The sequence below is a fragment of the Vibrio bivalvicida genome (assembly GCF_001399455.2).
Taxonomy (GTDB): domain Bacteria; phylum Pseudomonadota; class Gammaproteobacteria; order Enterobacterales; family Vibrionaceae; genus Vibrio; species Vibrio bivalvicida.
In genome coordinates this window covers 1-16,342 of the sequence record NZ_LLEI02000021.1, presented here as the reverse complement: position 1 = coordinate 16,342, position 16,342 = coordinate 1, and the positions used below count along the sequence as shown (strand labels likewise).

Genomic DNA, 16,342 nt, shown 5'->3' with positions numbered 1-16,342 from the left:
TGGTGAAATACGTCAGAAGAAGCAACCAGTGAGGGATAACTCATGGCATTTTGGAATAGGAAAACAGTACCTGCTGCTCAGTTTGAAGCACCAACGCAGGATACGCTAACAGAAGATTTTGAACCTGAACAAGAACAAGGTGTAACCACAGAGCAGTTGTTTTCAGCATTGAATGCTGCTCAAACCGCGTTAATGATGATCGATCGCGATTTTAAGATAACGTACCTAAACCGGAAGTCAGTAGATCTTCTCAAAACTCATGAGGCCTTATTCCAGTCTATTTGGCCTAACTTCCATGCCACGGAAGAGTTCCTTCTTGGCTATTGTATCGACTTATTCCACTCTAACCCTAGCCATCAGCGTCAAATGCTTTCCAACCCTTCAAACTTGCCTTACACCACGACAATTACGGTCAAAGATGTCCTAATTGAGCTTAATGTTGGGGCCATCATTGATGCTCAAGGTAATTATGTGGGTAATACACTGGAATGGTCTGACGTCACAGCAAGAGTCAAACAAAACAATGAAATATCGCGCTTGCAAGCAGCTGTTAATCAAGCTCAAACCGCTATGGTGATGATTGATAGAGATCTAACTATTACCTACGCCAACCAAGAAACCATCAGCTTATTTAAAAAGCATGAAGCGACCATGCGATCCGTGTGGTCTGGGTTTACAGCAAGTGAAGAGTGGTTATTGGGGCGTTGCATCGACGAGTTCCATCGCAACCCTGCTCATCAAAGACAATTACTGGCAGATCCAAGTAACCTGCCATACAGCACAGACATTGCCATTGCTGACATCAAGATCGAGCTTAATGTCGCCGCGATCAACGATGCTCAAGGTAACTACATTGGTAACACGCTTGAATGGCGTGACGTTACAGAGGAGCGTGCAAAAGAAGAAGAAATTGGACGACTTGCTTCCGCTGTTTCCGGTATGACAACAAATCTAATGATGGCCAACAAAGATGGCATTATCACCTATCTAAATCCTGCTTTACAAACACTACTCAGCAGTAGAGAAAGCGACCTTAGAAAGGTGCTGACAGGATTCGATGCGAGTAACCTAGTTGGAAAAAACATTGATATCTTCCACAAGAATCCAGGGCACCAGCGTAGCATTATTAGTAATCCTGACCGCTTGCCATTTTCATCCAATATCGCGGTTGGCGGTCTGGAGTTTAACCTCACCTGTATCGCCATGCGCGACGGCGAGGGGAATTATATTGGGCCTGCCTTACAATGGATTGATATAACCGAGCAACAAGATGGGCAGCGACAAGTAGAGTCCTTGATTCAAAAAGCCATTGCTGGTGATTTAAACGAACGTATTGACACCAGTGTTTACAACGGCTTTATGAAGGAACTTGGAGATGGAATCAATAGTTTACTCGATACTATGGTTGCACCAATTGGTCAGTGCATTGATGTTATGAGTCAGGTGGCAGATGGTAATCTCAATACCAACATGTCTGAAGATAACACCGGAGAGTTTGCTCGGCTGTCTAATGCGGTCAATACTTCAATTCTCAATATTCGGAATATGGTCGACAAGATCACCCAATCTTCTGCCCGCGTGGCAACAGCTTCGACTGAGATTGCTGAAGGTAATAATGACTTGAGCCAACGTGTTGAAGCGCAGGCGTCTAATCTAGAAGAGACCGCGGCGAGTATGGAACAAATGACGGCAACGGTACGCCAAAATGCTGACAACGCCAAAGGTGCGAATGAACTCTCTGATGATGCCGCGAAAAAAGCCAGTAAAGGGGGAGAGGTCGTTGGACAAGCGGTATCTGCGATGTCTGAAATTAATACTGCGAGTAAAAAAATTGCTGACATTATCGGTGTCATTGATGAGATCGCCTTCCAAACCAACCTACTAGCTCTGAACGCCGCAGTAGAGGCCGCTCGCGCAGGTGAGCAAGGTAGAGGTTTTGCTGTGGTCGCAGGTGAGGTGCGCAATTTGGCGCAGCGCAGTGCCGCAGCAGCGAAAGAAATCAAAGGATTGATCAACGATAGTGTCGAGAAAGTGGATGAAGGCTCTCGTTTAGTCGACGAATCTGGCGAAACACTCAACGAAATAGTAGCAGCGGTACAAAAGGTGACAGAGCTTATCGCGCAAATTGCTTCTTCTAGCCTTGAGCAGTCAACAGGTATTGATGAAATTAATCGCGCAATTAGCACCATGGATGAGATGACCCAGCAAAATGCCTCACTGGTTGAAGAAACCTCCGCAGCGAGTCAATCACTGAAAGATGAAGGTAAAGAGTTACTGCATCTGATGAACTTCTTTGCGACGGACAACAATGTGACGACATTTGAATCAAAGCCGTCTGAGAGGGCAAGCCGAGAGACCAACATTCGAGATATTCGAACACCTAAGGTCGCCAATTCTAGCTTTAAGCTTGAAGAGGATGGAGACGAATGGGAAGAGTTCTAGTTCAAACTGAGAGAGCAATGCCAGCGGCAGATGAATTTGAACTTACTGACAAAGATTTCAAGTTTATTCAGTGGTTTATGCATAAGAACGTTGGCATATTCTTCTCAGATAGAAAGCGAACCATGGTATATGGCAGAGTCAGTCGACAACTTAGACGGCTCGGTTTGAAGCGTTTTAGTGAGTATCGTCCGATCATTGAACAAGATCCGGCCGAGCAAATGACGTTTATCAACAGCTTGACCACCAATAAAACTCAGTTCTTTCGTGAATTCCATCACTTTGAATTTATAGAGAAGGTCTTGATTAAAGAGTGGCGAGAGCGAGGGATAAAAAACCTCAAACTATGGTCTGCTGGATGTTCTACGGGCGAAGAACCTTACAGCCTGATTTCATCTTTGCATTGGGCGAATGCCCTTAGCTATTTTGAAGATGTCAGGATCACAGCTACAGATTTAGATACGAAAGTATTAACCCATGCGCAGAGTGGCTTGTATAGCGATGAGGCTATAGCGAGTATTCCTAAGCAATACCTTAAGCCCTGTTTTGTCAGAGGTTCCGGTCAGTATCAAGGCAAAATTAAATGTAAAGCAGGTTTACAAAAACTTATTCACTTTCGACGCCTGAACTTATTAGATAAGTGGGATTTTGAACACAAGTTCGACCTCATCTCATGTCGTAATGTGATGATTTATTTTGATAGGCAAACTCAAGAAAAGTTGCTCAAACGTTTTCACCACCAATTGAAACCTAATGGGGTACTTTTTATCGGTCATTCAGAGGGTGTACCAGCAGACTTAGATATCTTTCATCATCTAGGGCACACCATTTACGTTAAGAAATAGGCACGCACCATGAACTGGGCAAGAACCGATACACCTAAGTACGAAAACAGTCACTTTAATCGCTTTTATCATCCGTCCAAAGGGAAGCATATCGTGAAGGTGCTACCTGGTGGTGTGTACTGTAGCCAAAAAAAGGACGAAATCATCGCGACAGGCTTGGGATCATGTATTGCTGCTTGTATATGGGATCTTGAAGCGCAAGTTGGTGGGATGAATCATTTCTTGCTGCCATTTGATAACAAGTCACAGCTAAAAACATGGAAACCAGAAGAGGTGGTGTCAACAGCCTCTCGCTATGGCAGTTATGCGATGGAGATGTTGATCAACGCTTTAATTGAGAGAGGTGCCCGACGCGCCGCTCTGCAAGTAAAGCTGTTTGGTGGTGCGCAGATGTTAGGACTCAACAGTATGGTTGGAGGCAAAAACATTGCCTTTATTCTCAATTATGTCGAACAAGAAGGGCTTGATGTTATTGCTCAAGATCTCGGAGGGTTAGAACCGCGAAAAGTGTTATTTGATCCGATTAGTGGTAAAGCCTGGCTTAAACGCATTCCATTTACCGAAGTTCATAACCTCCAGCATCAAGAAGAAAAATATGCCAGTCAATTGGATAAAGAAAGTCATCGTCCACATGACGATGATGTGGAGCTGTTCTAATGAAAAAAATAAAAGTACTCATTGTTGACGACTCCCCCGTTTTTAGAGCGCTGCTGTCACAGTTGATCAACTCTGACCCCGAGCTGAAAGTAGTGGCGATGGCGGAAGATCCTTTTCAGGCGAGAGAACTCATCAAGCAGCATAACCCTGATGTGATTACGCTCGATATTGAGATGCCGAAAATGAATGGCGTTAAGTTTTTGAAAAACATAATGCGATTGCGTCCGATGCCTGTTGTGATGATCTCTACTTTAACTCAGCATGGTGCCGAAGCGACGCTCACTGCTCTAGAGCTAGGTGCGGTTGACTATTTTCCTAAGCCTGCCGTGGAAAGCACCGCAGAGATGGTCAACTACAAGCAACTGGTTAATGACAAAATCAAGATGGCGGCGGGAGCGAACGTAGCCAACAAATCACCAGTACAGCTGGAAGTCGAACAAGTTATCTCACCATCAAAGGGTCATCATAAAGTAGAGGTCATAGCAATAGGTGCCTCAACTGGGGGAACAGAAGCCGTTAAACAGGTGCTTAGTGCACTGCCCGCAGGGCTACCACCGATTATTATCACCCAGCATATCAGCGCCATGTTCTCTGCGTCATTTGCCGCAAGATTAAACGACAGTAGCAAAATCGATGTAAAAGAACTTAGTGTAAATCGTGCCCCTTTGGTTAATGGTTGCGCTTACGTGGCACCAGGAGATAAACATCTTGTGGTTGTTCGCCGCGGTAACCATCTGTATTGCCAGCAAGATGATAGGCCAGCCGTCAATCTTCATAAACCTTCTGTCGATGTCATGTTTGATGCAGTGGCGGAAACGGTGGGTAAGAATGCGATTGGCGTTATTTTAACGGGCATGGGAAAGGATGGTGCTCAAGGCATGTTGCGGATCAAGCAAGCTGGTGGGAAAACCATTGCCCAAGATCAAGCCTCTTCGGTTGTTTGGGGGATGCCTCGCGTTGCTATCGAGATGAACGCGGCGTTATCAGTGCTTGATCTAGCTCAGGTCCCCAAGCAGATATGTCAATACTTGTCGACTGACGCTTAGTCAGACGGTATACAACTTCAAGGAAGTCTGATGAAAGCCATAACCCATAGTTTAAAAGTCCGATACTTCATCGCAATTGGCTCACAAATTGTGCTTTTGTCCATCGCAATGAGTATGTCGACTTCAATTGCTCATGTTGCTTTGACCGTGTTAGCAGCAGCGATTCCTTGGTTTGTGTTGCCAAAGCGTGCAGCCGAAAATGTTGCATTAAAAAGTACCACTGAGAAAGCCCCGAAGTCGAAGATCCAACCACCTCGAGAAGTCTCTCCTATGCTAAGTAGGATAGCGCACCAGCTTATTGAGCCGCTTGACCATCAGCGTAGCGTGGTTGACGAATCTGTTGAAACGCTTAATGAAAGCTATTTCGAGTTACAAAAACTCGCTGAAAGTCAAAATCAAATCACCACTGAGCTGGTAGATAACTTACTCGGTAATCAAGATAAGGACAGCGATATCAGCCAGGTGCTACCAAAAACGGAGGCAATAATTCGTCACTTCGTCGATACGTTGGTTGTTGTCTCAGAAAAAAGTATCTCGGCTGTGCATAGCATTCATGATATGTCCGACAAGTTAGACTCGGTATTTAAATTGTTGGCGCAAGTTAGAGGACTGTCTGAACAAACCAATCTTCTTGCTTTAAATGCAGCGATTGAAGCGGCTCGAGCTGGAGAGGCTGGGCGTGGCTTTGCTGTCGTTGCCCAAGAGGTGCGTAATCTTTCTCACAAAGCTAAAGAGCTTAATGATGAAATTGAGGCAGAAATTAACATCGCTCAGAAAACGGTTAAAGAAGCGAATAAGACAGTAGGTGAGATGGCTTCAATCGACATGACTGAAGCGATTGAATCTAAAGAAAAGGTTGATGACATGCTACGCGGTGTTCAGGAGGTTAACCGAACTGTCGAACAAGAGGTTCACAAGATCCGCTCAAGCGGCGATTTGCTTCATGCGCAAGTTGACAACGGCATTCGAGCTTTACAGTTTGCCGATATCATTGTTCAACAAGGTGATTATGCCAAACAGTCGGTGGCGTTTTTGCAACAGTTTACTAGCTTGTGCGAGCAGTGGGCTCGCCAAGATATTGATCAACAAGACTTTACCGATGGGGTAATTGCACTACAGTTAGAAATAGAAAGCAGAGGCGCTCCGGCTGCATCGCAAGAAAACATCCAAGAAGGGGAAGTAGAGCTTTTCTAACAATTAAACTTTCGTTTACAACATAAGGTGAAAGGGGAAGAGTATGTCAGTAGAAACTGTGATTGATTCGGCAACTAAACACATCACTATCTTGATTGAGGGAGCCTTTGGTTTCAATTTGGTTCAAGAGTTTCGTCGGTGCTATAACGACCGCCAAGAGTTTCGCTTCACTATAGATCTTAGAAAAGTCGATTACATCGATAGTGCGGGTCTTGGTATGTTGCTCAATATGCACAATTACTTGGGGCAAGAAGACGGTATGATTCGAATTACCAACACTTTACCTCAAGTGAGGAAGATATTGACCATATCTCGATTCGATAAAAAATTTGCCATTGAGTAAAATACTCGGAGGTTTATATGCATGTAATGATCGTCGATGATCACGCGACCAATCGAGAATTGTGTCGATTCATGCTCAACCATCTGTCAGACACCGTAACGACTTTTGAAAACGGTGAAGGGGTGGTCGAAGCTATGAAAAAGATGGACAGCTTGCCTGACGTGATACTGCTCGACGTCATGATGCCGATCAAGGATGGCTTCACTACAGCGGAAGAGATAAAACAAGCGTTTTCTGATGTTCATATTCCTATCATTTTCCTAACGGTGCTTGATGATGATGTTTCTTTTGAGCGCTGTTTAACGGTTGGCGATGACTTCATTCTTAAACCTGTAGAAAGAAGTGTTTTAATTGCCAAAGTTCAGGCACATTGCCGTATTGTTAGAATGCATAATGAGGTTAAAGAGCAACGTGATGAACTTAGCCAGTTCCGCGAGCAAGTTCGTTATGACTACGCTATTGCCGAGTCTATATTTTCCAACCTAATGCATGAGATGAGTTCTCAAGTTAAAAACATCTACGGCATTAACTATTTATCGACACCTTCGACTGTTTTCAATGGCGATCTGATCGTAGTCGCAAATCGGCCTCATGGTGGCGTTTACGTGATGATTGCCGATGCGACTGGTCATGGTTTACCAGCGGCTATTTCAGCAATTCCTGCGACTCGGGCCTTTTTTTCAATGGCGGCAAAAGGACTCTCTTTAGGAGAGATCGCTCGTGAAATTAACGATGTGTTAGTTCGTTTCCTGCCAATGGGTATGATGTTGGCCGCCAGCATTTTTGAAGTGCGTGCGAATGGGTTTGAAGTGTCTTGGTGGGGAGGTGGGCTACCTGATGGTTATTTGATTGACGACGACGGAGCTATTGTTAGAAGGCTAACCTCGACTCATATGCCACTTGGGGTGCTCAATACACACGAATTTGAATCCAACATTGTCCATTTTAAGCTTGAGCCTGACCAGCAGATTGTGTGTTATACCGATGGTGTTATTGAGGCGACTAACGAGAGTGGAGAGCAGTTTGGTCAGAAGCGGCTAGAAGCGTCACTTTCTGGCGATCAGAGCTTAATTCCCGTTCTGTATGAATCTGTCCGTCAATTTGCTAACAAATCTGTCGGCGATGATTTGTCGATACTTACCATGAAGTTTCCAATTCTGAATGGTAATTCTCAACAAGCACCTCGTGACATTATTCCATTGAGTAAGGTGCCATCAAGTTCAACTTTACGCTTAGACGGTAGTATTCTTCGGGAAGTGACCGTTATGACAGAGGTACGTAAGTTCTTAGCAGGCATTCTCATAAGTGGTGCGCATTTAGATCTCGTTTGTTCGGTCCTCTCAGAGTTATTCGCTAATGCAATTGAACATGGCTTGCTAAAGCTAGATTCATCAATCAAAGAGCAATCAGATGGTTTCTTCCTGTTTTATCAGATGAGAGAAGAAAAAATTAAACAGCTAGATGACACTGCTTGGGTCGAGCTCAAGGTTGACTATGAGCCTGTCAACCAGACGATAAGTTTTGAACTTGAACACAACGGAGTAGGATTCGATTATGAGAGGACTTATAACCTGTCAGACAAGAACCTGACTCATGGCAGAGGCATCATTCTTGCTTCCGAATTATGTGACTTATTGGAGTATTCAAAACAAGGTTGCCGTGTCAAAGCTGTGTACTCTTTAGGAGCTGCTCATCACTTTCCGAGTTCTAGCTAACGTTATTTACAGTGTAAAAACGCCTTCTAGTGACGTACGCCCTAAATTGTTACACACTTGATACAGTTGTGGGAATAACTTCTATACACTCAAGATAGGAAGTTTATAGGGCAGAATGGCATGTGGAACAAGTTTGTCGCTTTTTCTGAAGACAAGGAACAGGTAGTCGCAAAGTTATCACCAGATATCACGGTGGATAATAACTTTGATACTAGAGGGTTAAATGAAGCTCTAACAGCAATTGATGCAGATGAGTATAAACTGCTTGAAGAGGAAGTCGCGCGATTTATCAATCTTGCAAAGGATATGAAAAGTGAAGCTTACGTCGGAATAGCAATTGCTGAAGTACAGGATGCAACGGTTGAAGTGGTGTTGTCCGAGCATGATATGTTGGCGAGTATGGTTGTGGTCGGTGCTTATAAAGGCAAACCACTCAGAGGCCCTCAGATTGTTCAGGCACTTGCGCAGGCCCATGTTACTAAAGGGATCAACAAACTAGCACTGAAAAAGGTGCTGGTAATGAGCCACCAGTTGAAGGCTGGTGAGACCTTTACGCAGCCTGTTGCTAAGGGGAAGAATCCTGTCCAAGGCGTCGATGCTAAATTCATTCCTCTTGTTCAAGACCCAACCAAACAAGTGCTTGCTCCAAAGGCGTCAGGTGACGACGGCAAAGTCGATATGCTGAATCTTGGGGAAACCATCACTGTTTCGGCCAATGACCACCTAATGAAGCGAGTCCCTGCTACAAAAGGCAAACCTGGAATGACCGTGCAGGGAAAAATAATTCCCCCTAAACCCGGTAATGACTCTGTGCTAAAAGCCGGGAAAGGAACCCAAGTGTCGCCCGCTAACCCAAACCTTCTGGTTGCAGAAGTCTCTGGAATGCCTGTATTAAAAGAGAAGAGTGTTGATGTAGAAGATGCTCTATGTCTACCGACAATTGGTGTTTCTACTGGGCACGTAAAGTTTAAAGGCAATGTAGTGGTATTTGGCAATATCGAGTCCGATATGGTCGTACGGACTACAGGCTCATTGACGGTTGGCGGCTTTATTGAATCTGCAGATATACAGGCTCAAGGCGACATAGAGGTTGCGAAAGGAATCATAGGTCACAATGTTTCCGAAGATGAGAAAAAGAGCTGCGTGGTTAAATCTGGTGGTTCAATTACGGCGAATTACGCGCAGTTTAGCGAATTGCAAGCAGCCACTGATATTCACCTAGCCGTACACTGTATGAACAATGAAATACGATGCGGACACAATTTAGTGGTATGTGACGCCAATGAAAGGCAAGGAACACTTAGCGGTGGTAGCGCAAAAGTTGGCGACAAAGTGACTTGTGTAAATCTTGGGGTCGAGGGGGATACCGCCACTCATGTACATGCCTTTGCTCGCTTCCAAATGTTCAAAGACAAGCAAGCGAAGTTGAAAGAGCAATACACTCAAGCTCAAGAAGCAACCATGGATATGGTGCGTAAGGAGTTGGAGTTAAAGAAAATTCCTAAATCAGAGCGCACTCCAGAACAGGAAGAGAAGCTCGAAGCGGACAAGAGTAATGCCAATGCTCATCTAGAAAAAGTAAAACACGCGCGAGATACCCATGAACAGGAACTTGAGGCTGCTTTGGAAGAATCTATTATTGAGGTGAAAAACAAAGTCTTTACCCATGTTACTGTCCAGTTTGGTGAAGAGAAAGTCACCACCAAACGTGTTCATGGCCCAAGCACATTCAATTTCAATCAGTTTGAAATTAAGTTTACCTCAATGCTTGAAGAAGAAGATGTCGGGCAAGAATTATAGTATTTGTATCCTATTCTTTTTAGGAGGAATAGGATACTACTAAAGTGATTTATATAATAAAAATCCTAACCTTTTATATTCTCCTATCTAAGAACTCAACTTTTTTGTTAGTTACCTATCAATATCCCCCCTCTTAAATGATTGTATTTACTTTTAACGATTAAGTTAATTGTTAACTAAATCGTTAATCTTACTAACAAGTGCAGGCCATAGTGGTTATTGGGTAATTCTTTTTGTTAAATTGTTAATGATATTTATCTGTCGATAATTAACTTGTTTAATGTTTGTATATTGGTCAGAGTTTAAGTAGGTAACGAGCGCTTTCTCATAATAGTACATGGGAGGAGTACTTGAAGAACCTATCAATTAAACCGTCGAAGAGATTAGACGGTCGACGACTCAACCAAAAATAAGGTGTAAACATGGTTAATACTAAAGCAGGGATTATAGCTTCTTTGATTCTGACGGCCGCGATTGCGACTGGGTCAGTAAATGCAGCATCTGGTGACAAAATAAATAAAGTAATCAATGTTTCTGCAACGATTCCTTCTGGTACTTTTACTATTGAGCCCACGTACGGAGCATGGCCAACTGATATCTCATTACCATATGACACAGTTTCACAAACATTTAACCCATATAGCTTACGTCTAGAAGCGACGACAGCGGTTGGGCTTACCGCTAGTCTTCAACAAGAAGCCGCTATGGTCAGCGGTACAAATAAAATACCTTTGGTCGTAAAAGTGCAAGGAGAAGCGCTTGGCGCAACGCCTGTAGGAGTCGTTGGAAATTCAGCCGGTAATTCATCTCAAACGCATATCGTCGATTTAGAAATCGAAACTACAGGCACCCATACAGCCGTCGGCTTATATGCTGGTGTGGTTAACATGGTTTTTGAAGATAACTTTTAATCTTCATACTTGGTTCATTTAAACAACTGGAGTGCTTGTCGCACTCCATTTCTTGAGAACTGGATAAAAGCATGGCATACCTCAATTATTTTATTCGAGTATATCTATTTGTTGTCATCGTTCTCAGCTGGCCTGCTACAGCAAATGTTATGCAGGTATTAGTTGACAGTAAATTAACAATTCTAGATTCAAATAAAAATAACTCGTCATCACTAATACAAGTATCTAATCCTGATAAAGAAACGCCAAGATTCGTAAAAATAGGTGTCTATTATATTTCACCGGAGAGTATTGGAACTAAAAAAGAAGAGCTGATAGAGATAAAGGGAAGGTTAAAGAAAGATGATTTGGTTGTTCTTCCAGATAAAGTCGCTATTCCACCAAATGGAAGGACAAATGTAAGAGCAATATATACAGGTAGTAGTGTGAATGAAGATAGGAACTATAAAATCCGATTTTATCCCATTACCGAAGTCGAGTACTCAGGGATTGAAGATAAGAATGACAGTGAAGCAAGATTGTTCTTCTCAATTTCTTCCACCACGTTTGCCACTGTCGTTAAATCTGACCCTGACTATAAACTCGAAACTAATGAAAACACAATAACGAATAACGGTGACAGTATAGTTCTACTGCAAAGTTGTAATATTTGCATCGGGAGTGAGTGTCAGGTTTTTACTGAGTTTCGACTTCCACCAAAGCGACAAATTGACTTTAGTTCCATGGCCAAGGGTACTGGCAAATTAACATGGCAGTGTGACTTAGTCGAACCAGCTGTAGGCAAGAGAGTCGTGACAAATTAATAAGTAGTGAAAATGAGGCAAAAAGTGAGAAAATTATTGTCTACTTGTGCTGTGTTGTTTTGTTTTCCTGCGGTCGCCTCAGATACGAATACAACCACTCAAAGGAATAGCTTTAACTTTGCAACTCCCCCCGGATTTGAAGGGCTGCTTGATCGCGAAGCCACACCTACTGAACTGGTATATTTAAACAAATCCATTGATGAAGGTGAGGTCGTTTTCTCCGAATCTGGTGTTAAGCGTTACCGTTCGGGAGAGCTAGAGCTAGATCTCGACAAAACATACAACTGTGCGTCAAGTGTACTCATCCAAGACCTTTTGGCTAATGAAACGCTTTGTGAAACGATGAGCTTTACACTGCGTGAAAAGCTCGAAGATAAATTATTGTTAGTATATCTACAGCCGGACGAGTCCTCTGTAGAGGCATTAAACCAATATTTTTCTATTGAAGCTAATAACGGCAGGGAAACACAGGCGCGAGAGCACATTGGCCGAAGTACGGTAGACAAAGTGAGTGGAAGCGTACAATACAACGCTAATTTCACTGAAGGTGATAGCTCTAACGGTTCTTTGTCGTTAACAGGTCAGGCTTCCTATGCTGAATATCTTTTTGAAATCGAACCGACATTTGAACGCTATAATGGACAGGATTCGCTCAATGTTAACAAAATATTGGGCTCCAGAACTTATGCTGGGAAAAAGTATGAGTTTGGGATCAAATCCTCGAGTCAAAACGATCTCATCAAGTCTAGCATCGGAGTCATACCTAGCCGTAACATGCTAGGGGGGTGGTACTCATCAACTAGTGAAACGTTCCGGAATAAAGAGCAAGGGTCGGGGCGGCCCTTACAGGTTTTTATGCCATTTACCGGTATGGTCGAGGTATACCGCGACAACCGTCTTTTATACGTAACGCGCGCCTCAGCAGGTATGGCAAACATCCCTGTCATTGACTTTCCAATCGGTGTTTACGATGTATCCATTGTGCGAAGGTCGTTGAATGGTGAAGAACTAGAGGTTATCACGGACACCGTGAGTAATTCGTTGACGGATAATGGCTTCGCCCTGGCATTTGGGGCGATGAACTCGGAAGAAGGGCAGAACGACGTATTAGATGGTAGTTACAACGCTGTTACAGTGGGCCTTCGTTATAGTTCCAAAGTTAGTGACTACGCAACGGTTTCACTTTCAATGCTAAATATTGGAGATACACAATATTTAGAATCATCGATTAACTATCAGTTAGCTTCTCCAATTGGTGTTGAACTCGCAACTGAATTTGATATTGAGAAAAAAAATTGGGGGATTAACGTACAAGCGAATTATGTGGGTACATTTCTGGACAAGATGGTGAATAGCAACTTTAACTACCGCTTTAGTGATTTGCTTGGAGTCGAAAACCACTCGCAGTTCGTAAATGTATCGTTAATGCCAGAGCTCAGATATTCCCAGCTATTTATGTTTAATGCTCATACTTCAAAGACGAATGCACCGCAGTATAGAGAAGAGTATCGAGAACTGAATATAACGAATCAGGCTTCTGTGAATGTGTTTGGATTACCTGCTAACTTTCAGACTTCTGTCGGTACCTCGTCGGTTGATGACCTGCTGGTGACGTTTTCACTTAATTTCACACTTGGTAACCGACGGGATTACTCGCTTGACACTAACTTCACATACACAGGGCAGCGAAAGTCGTCTTATGGTGAAGCTATCTTGTCGAAACAAGGGTTAGAGCAAAGCATGTTGAACCAAGTAACGTTTTCGGCAGGTGGTGGTGAGGAGTTTATCAGACTTGGTGCTGACGCCGATTTTAAGTTTGACAGTGCTAACGCTTATCTGGGTGGCTTTGTTTATCGCGATTCTCAACAAGGTACTTATAACAGCAATCAATATGGAAGGGTCAGCGGCAATATGTATTTTTCAGGAAACCAATATGCTTTCGATCGAAAGGGGGTAAGTTCTGGAGTTATTATAAAGATGGAAACCCCACCTGATAGCGCAATTGATATTCGTGCGGATGTGAGTGGAGGCACCTCAGTTAAGCTTAGAAATAGCAATACTTTGGTCAATGTACCGAGCTTTACCGAAAGCAGCATGTATCTTAACTCTTCAAATGCGGTTATTGATGATTACAGCTACAACTATGTGTTGTACAAAGGTAATTTTGATTTTTTGGCTATCGCTCCGAGACAGACGTTTGAAGCCGCGGGCTATATTGATTTCGGTGATATGGGTGGAAATACCGTCACGCTTAAAAATCATGAGTCACAAATCACAGTGAGCAACCATGAATCTGTAATTGATGTGTTAGGCACTGATAGTGATGAATATTTTCAGTTAACAGTATCGCGCCAGTACCCAGTCATAGAGCTGTTAGATGGTAGTGGTCGTTCGTTATGCACCGTCAATCTTGATACTAGTTTATCGACTAACAGCCAAGAGTTCATATACCTTGGTAAGGTAGGGTGCCAAGGTGGGTAAAAATACGTTAAAGAAAAGGTTTCATCGACTTGCGATAGCTTGTTATCTAGTGGTTTGGTCTAGTTTGGCATATTGCGCGCAGTACACCATACCAGTAGGGCTACTTCATTATACACCGGGTGTGTCAGGTAGCTATTTGTTCCCTCAGTCAGGGGGGGGCATGCCGCTATGCACGGAGAATAATGCTTTTGCTAGAGAGTACCAGATATCTGGCACCCTCCAAGGCCCAGCATCTTGGGGGTATGAGGGCATAGTAAATCAGCCTGTGGAGGTGACTTTGTATGAAAAAACTGGTAATGGTACCGCCCGAATCAAAATCTCGCCGCTAGGCACACGCAAACGAACGCCCGGAGCCTTTGCCGGTCCGGGAAGTGTAACGGGGGATACTTGTGCTAAGGATACTAACATTTTCAATTTATATGGTGAAAAAAATATAGGGGCACTAGGTGAAGTCAAAATATCTCACAACCCTGGCTTAGACATTTCTCTATACGTCACTCTTGCCTTTGAATTGCTCGATCCTCAAGCTGTTGCTCCGGGTTATTATTCAACACGTGGCGGCTATCTGTTCCGCAGTCAAGAAATACAGTTGACTGCGGATTCGTATACTGGTGTTAAGACCACGCCACTGATCCCAAACCTGAGTATGGTTGTTGGGCACTCATTTAAGATTGATATGCCGTATACGTCAGTGGCGTTGCAGCCATCGTACGAGAATGACGATACTTTCACTGGTCAAGTGCGGTTTCGGGCTCAGAGTAATGAGAGGTACAGTATCACCATGACATGTAGCAGTCCGAACTCTGCGACCTCTGGTGGAGATTGCAATTTTGCCGGCACCCAGATGGAGCTGGCGACTCAAGCAAGGTTCCCCGAGCAAGTAAGGACATTCGACTTACAACATGGTACTCCTACCTATATTGATGGGGTAGATTTCACTGGCAGCTATTATGACTACCAGGGTTATATTGACTTTACTTTAAATGGGGTCAAGCAATATGGCGAAAGCGGCAGGACTTATTTTGATACTATTAACCTCACTTTCGAAGCCGATTTCTAGCAAACGAAACTAGACCGGACTCGACGCTTTCTCGTATGAACGCAATAGGCCAAACAAAGCGCGCCGTACCCTAGTTGGGTACGGTGCGCTCGCGTAAATGGCAGTGTAAAAGCGTCCAAAGCCTAGCTTGATTCTGGTGATGACGTTAAAACTAAGCTTGGGTGGCGCTGCTGATGGCCATCGCTCGAAGTCATGGTGATATTTCAAATAAGGTATGGAGTTCCGTTCATTGAGCGGATGGTAGAAGTAGCTGCGGGCTAGCTGTTACAGTCTTATTAAGGTTTTCAGGGAGAGAGGGTATCAAATACCCAATCCCAAACAGCAAGCTTACCCACATTATGGCACTTAATATCGAGTAAAACTGAAACAACATTGACTGCTGCCCGCGTATACCCATAGTCATAGGTACAAGTGTCCGAACGATTGGGATGAAGCGAGCGCATAAAGAGGGCGATAAAGAGGTGCCTAAATAATAATGAGTCGACTGTTTTGAGTCGCTCACCAGAAACTCTACTCACCCAACGTTGAACCGTGGGCAGCTTAGTGAGGAAACTTCCTTGAAGAAATGCTATCCAGTGACTAATTGATGCGGCAAGAATGAGTAAAGGCAGTGCAAATTGTGACTCAACTTTGCCAAGAGCTGCAAGCGTGCCCATTAAAATGATGACACTAGCGTTCGGTAATAGGGCAGCAGGAATAAACATTCCTTCCAAACCAATGATGATAGCGGAAAAATATAGATGGTGGTCACGTTTTCAGGGGAGAGAAGGGACGCTATATCTTGGCTCCAGACAGCCAACAGCATACCTTGAAAGTCATCAAACACAATACATATCCTTATGGCTCATTATCTATTTGTAGGTGGCTGAGCTACTGGTGGTAACCTGCAGCTCCGATTTACGCGATTAGGCGCCAGTAATTAGTGGCGTGGATAAATAGCGTTCACTCGCACTAGGAAGAATAACGGCAGTGCTTTTATTACTACTCTGAGGGGGCTTTGTTGCTTAAATCGATGGAACTAAATCAAGAAGCTACGATCTGATCAGCT

The 16,342-nt window shown here is 43.7% G+C and carries 13 protein-coding genes; 12 read left to right on the top strand and 1 reads right to left on the bottom strand.

Features of this window, described 5'->3' with window-relative positions; all coding sequences use genetic code 11:
* The first annotated feature begins 42 nt into the window (after window positions 1-42).
* From aer2 to APB76_RS05280, 12 genes are all read left to right on the top strand, one after another.
* Window positions 43-2,442 carry an aerotaxis transducer Aer2 gene (gene aer2, locus APB76_RS05335; RefSeq protein ID WP_054961208.1) on the top strand — a complete coding sequence of 800 codons (2,400 nt, stop codon included), beginning with the start codon at window positions 43-45 and terminating at the stop codon, window positions 2,440-2,442.
* Entirely contained in the window at window positions 2,427-3,284 is an 858-nt protein-coding gene (locus APB76_RS05330; RefSeq protein WP_049845862.1) for a CheR family methyltransferase, read from the top strand. Before aer2 ends, APB76_RS05330 begins: the two co-directional genes overlap by 16 nt.
* A 9-nt stretch (window positions 3,285-3,293) precedes the next feature.
* Entirely contained in the window at window positions 3,294-3,941 is a 648-nt protein-coding gene (locus tag APB76_RS05325) for a chemotaxis protein CheD (protein WP_049845861.1), read from the top strand.
* Window positions 3,941-4,987 carry a protein-glutamate methylesterase/protein-glutamine glutaminase gene (locus tag APB76_RS05320; RefSeq protein WP_054961209.1) on the top strand — a complete coding sequence of 349 codons (1,047 nt, stop codon included), beginning with the start codon at window positions 3,941-3,943 and terminating at the stop codon, window positions 4,985-4,987. Before APB76_RS05325 ends, APB76_RS05320 begins: the two co-directional genes overlap by 1 nt.
* 30 nt (window positions 4,988-5,017) lie before the next feature.
* A complete protein-coding gene (locus APB76_RS05315) occupies window positions 5,018-6,181 on the top strand; it encodes a methyl-accepting chemotaxis protein (RefSeq protein WP_054961210.1) in 1,164 nt (387 codons plus the stop codon).
* 43 nt (window positions 6,182-6,224) lie between these two features.
* A complete protein-coding gene (locus APB76_RS05310; RefSeq protein ID WP_049845858.1) occupies window positions 6,225-6,524 on the top strand; it encodes an STAS domain-containing protein in 300 nt (99 codons plus the stop codon).
* Window positions 6,525-6,541: 17 nt separating this feature from the next.
* Window positions 6,542-8,239, top strand: coding sequence for a SpoIIE family protein phosphatase (locus tag APB76_RS05305; RefSeq protein WP_049845857.1), 1,698 nt, complete (start codon window positions 6,542-6,544; stop codon window positions 8,237-8,239).
* 120 nt (window positions 8,240-8,359) lie between these two features.
* Entirely contained in the window at window positions 8,360-10,039 is a 1,680-nt protein-coding gene (locus APB76_RS05300; RefSeq protein ID WP_054961211.1) for a DUF342 domain-containing protein, read from the top strand.
* Window positions 10,040-10,461: 422 nt separating this feature from the next.
* The gene (locus APB76_RS05295) at window positions 10,462-10,950 is read left to right on the top strand and encodes a CS1 type fimbrial major subunit (protein ID WP_054961212.1); all 489 of its coding nucleotides are present in this window, start codon (window positions 10,462-10,464) and stop codon (window positions 10,948-10,950) included.
* Window positions 10,951-11,021: 71 nt separating this feature from the next.
* On the top strand, window positions 11,022-11,753 hold the full coding sequence (locus APB76_RS05290; protein WP_054961213.1) for a hypothetical protein: 732 nt from the start codon (window positions 11,022-11,024) through the stop codon (window positions 11,751-11,753).
* A gap of 24 nt (window positions 11,754-11,777) precedes the next feature.
* Window positions 11,778-14,234, top strand: a complete 2,457-nt coding sequence (locus APB76_RS05285) for a TcfC E-set like domain-containing protein (protein WP_054961214.1) — start codon at window positions 11,778-11,780, stop codon at window positions 14,232-14,234.
* The gene (locus APB76_RS05280; RefSeq protein WP_054961215.1) at window positions 14,227-15,294 is read left to right on the top strand and encodes a hypothetical protein; all 1,068 of its coding nucleotides are present in this window, start codon (window positions 14,227-14,229) and stop codon (window positions 15,292-15,294) included. Before APB76_RS05285 ends, APB76_RS05280 begins: the two co-directional genes overlap by 8 nt.
* A 284-nt stretch (window positions 15,295-15,578) precedes the next feature.
* On the opposite strand, the gene APB76_RS05275 is transcribed toward APB76_RS05280, so the two are convergent.
* Window positions 15,579-15,998 carry a hypothetical protein gene (locus APB76_RS05275; RefSeq protein ID WP_054961216.1) on the bottom strand — a complete coding sequence of 140 codons (420 nt, stop codon included), beginning with the start codon at window positions 15,996-15,998 and terminating at the stop codon, window positions 15,579-15,581.
* Window positions 15,999-16,342: the final 344 nt, after the last annotated feature.

Bases quoted from the DNA above. Each gene is read 5' to 3' on its own strand.
- APB76_RS05320 (WP_054961209.1), top strand. From the start codon at position 3,941: ATGAAAAAAATAAAAGTACTCATTGTTGACGACTCCCCCGTTTTTAGA.
- APB76_RS05275 (WP_054961216.1), bottom strand. From the start codon at position 15,998: ATGTTTATTCCTGCTGCCCTATTACCGAACGCTAGTGTCATCATTTTA.
- APB76_RS05295 (WP_054961212.1), top strand. From the start codon at position 10,462: ATGGTTAATACTAAAGCAGGGATTATAGCTTCTTTGATTCTGACGGCC.
- APB76_RS05290 (WP_054961213.1), top strand. From the start codon at position 11,022: ATGGCATACCTCAATTATTTTATTCGAGTATATCTATTTGTTGTCATC.
- aer2 (WP_054961208.1), top strand. From the start codon at position 43: ATGGCATTTTGGAATAGGAAAACAGTACCTGCTGCTCAGTTTGAAGCA.
- APB76_RS05325 (WP_049845861.1), top strand. From the start codon at position 3,294: ATGAACTGGGCAAGAACCGATACACCTAAGTACGAAAACAGTCACTTT.
- APB76_RS05315 (WP_054961210.1), top strand. From the start codon at position 5,018: ATGAAAGCCATAACCCATAGTTTAAAAGTCCGATACTTCATCGCAATT.
- APB76_RS05310 (WP_049845858.1), top strand. From the start codon at position 6,225: ATGTCAGTAGAAACTGTGATTGATTCGGCAACTAAACACATCACTATC.
- APB76_RS05330 (WP_049845862.1), top strand. From the start codon at position 2,427: ATGGGAAGAGTTCTAGTTCAAACTGAGAGAGCAATGCCAGCGGCAGAT.
- APB76_RS05305 (WP_049845857.1), top strand. From the start codon at position 6,542: ATGCATGTAATGATCGTCGATGATCACGCGACCAATCGAGAATTGTGT.
- APB76_RS05300 (WP_054961211.1), top strand. From the start codon at position 8,360: ATGTGGAACAAGTTTGTCGCTTTTTCTGAAGACAAGGAACAGGTAGTC.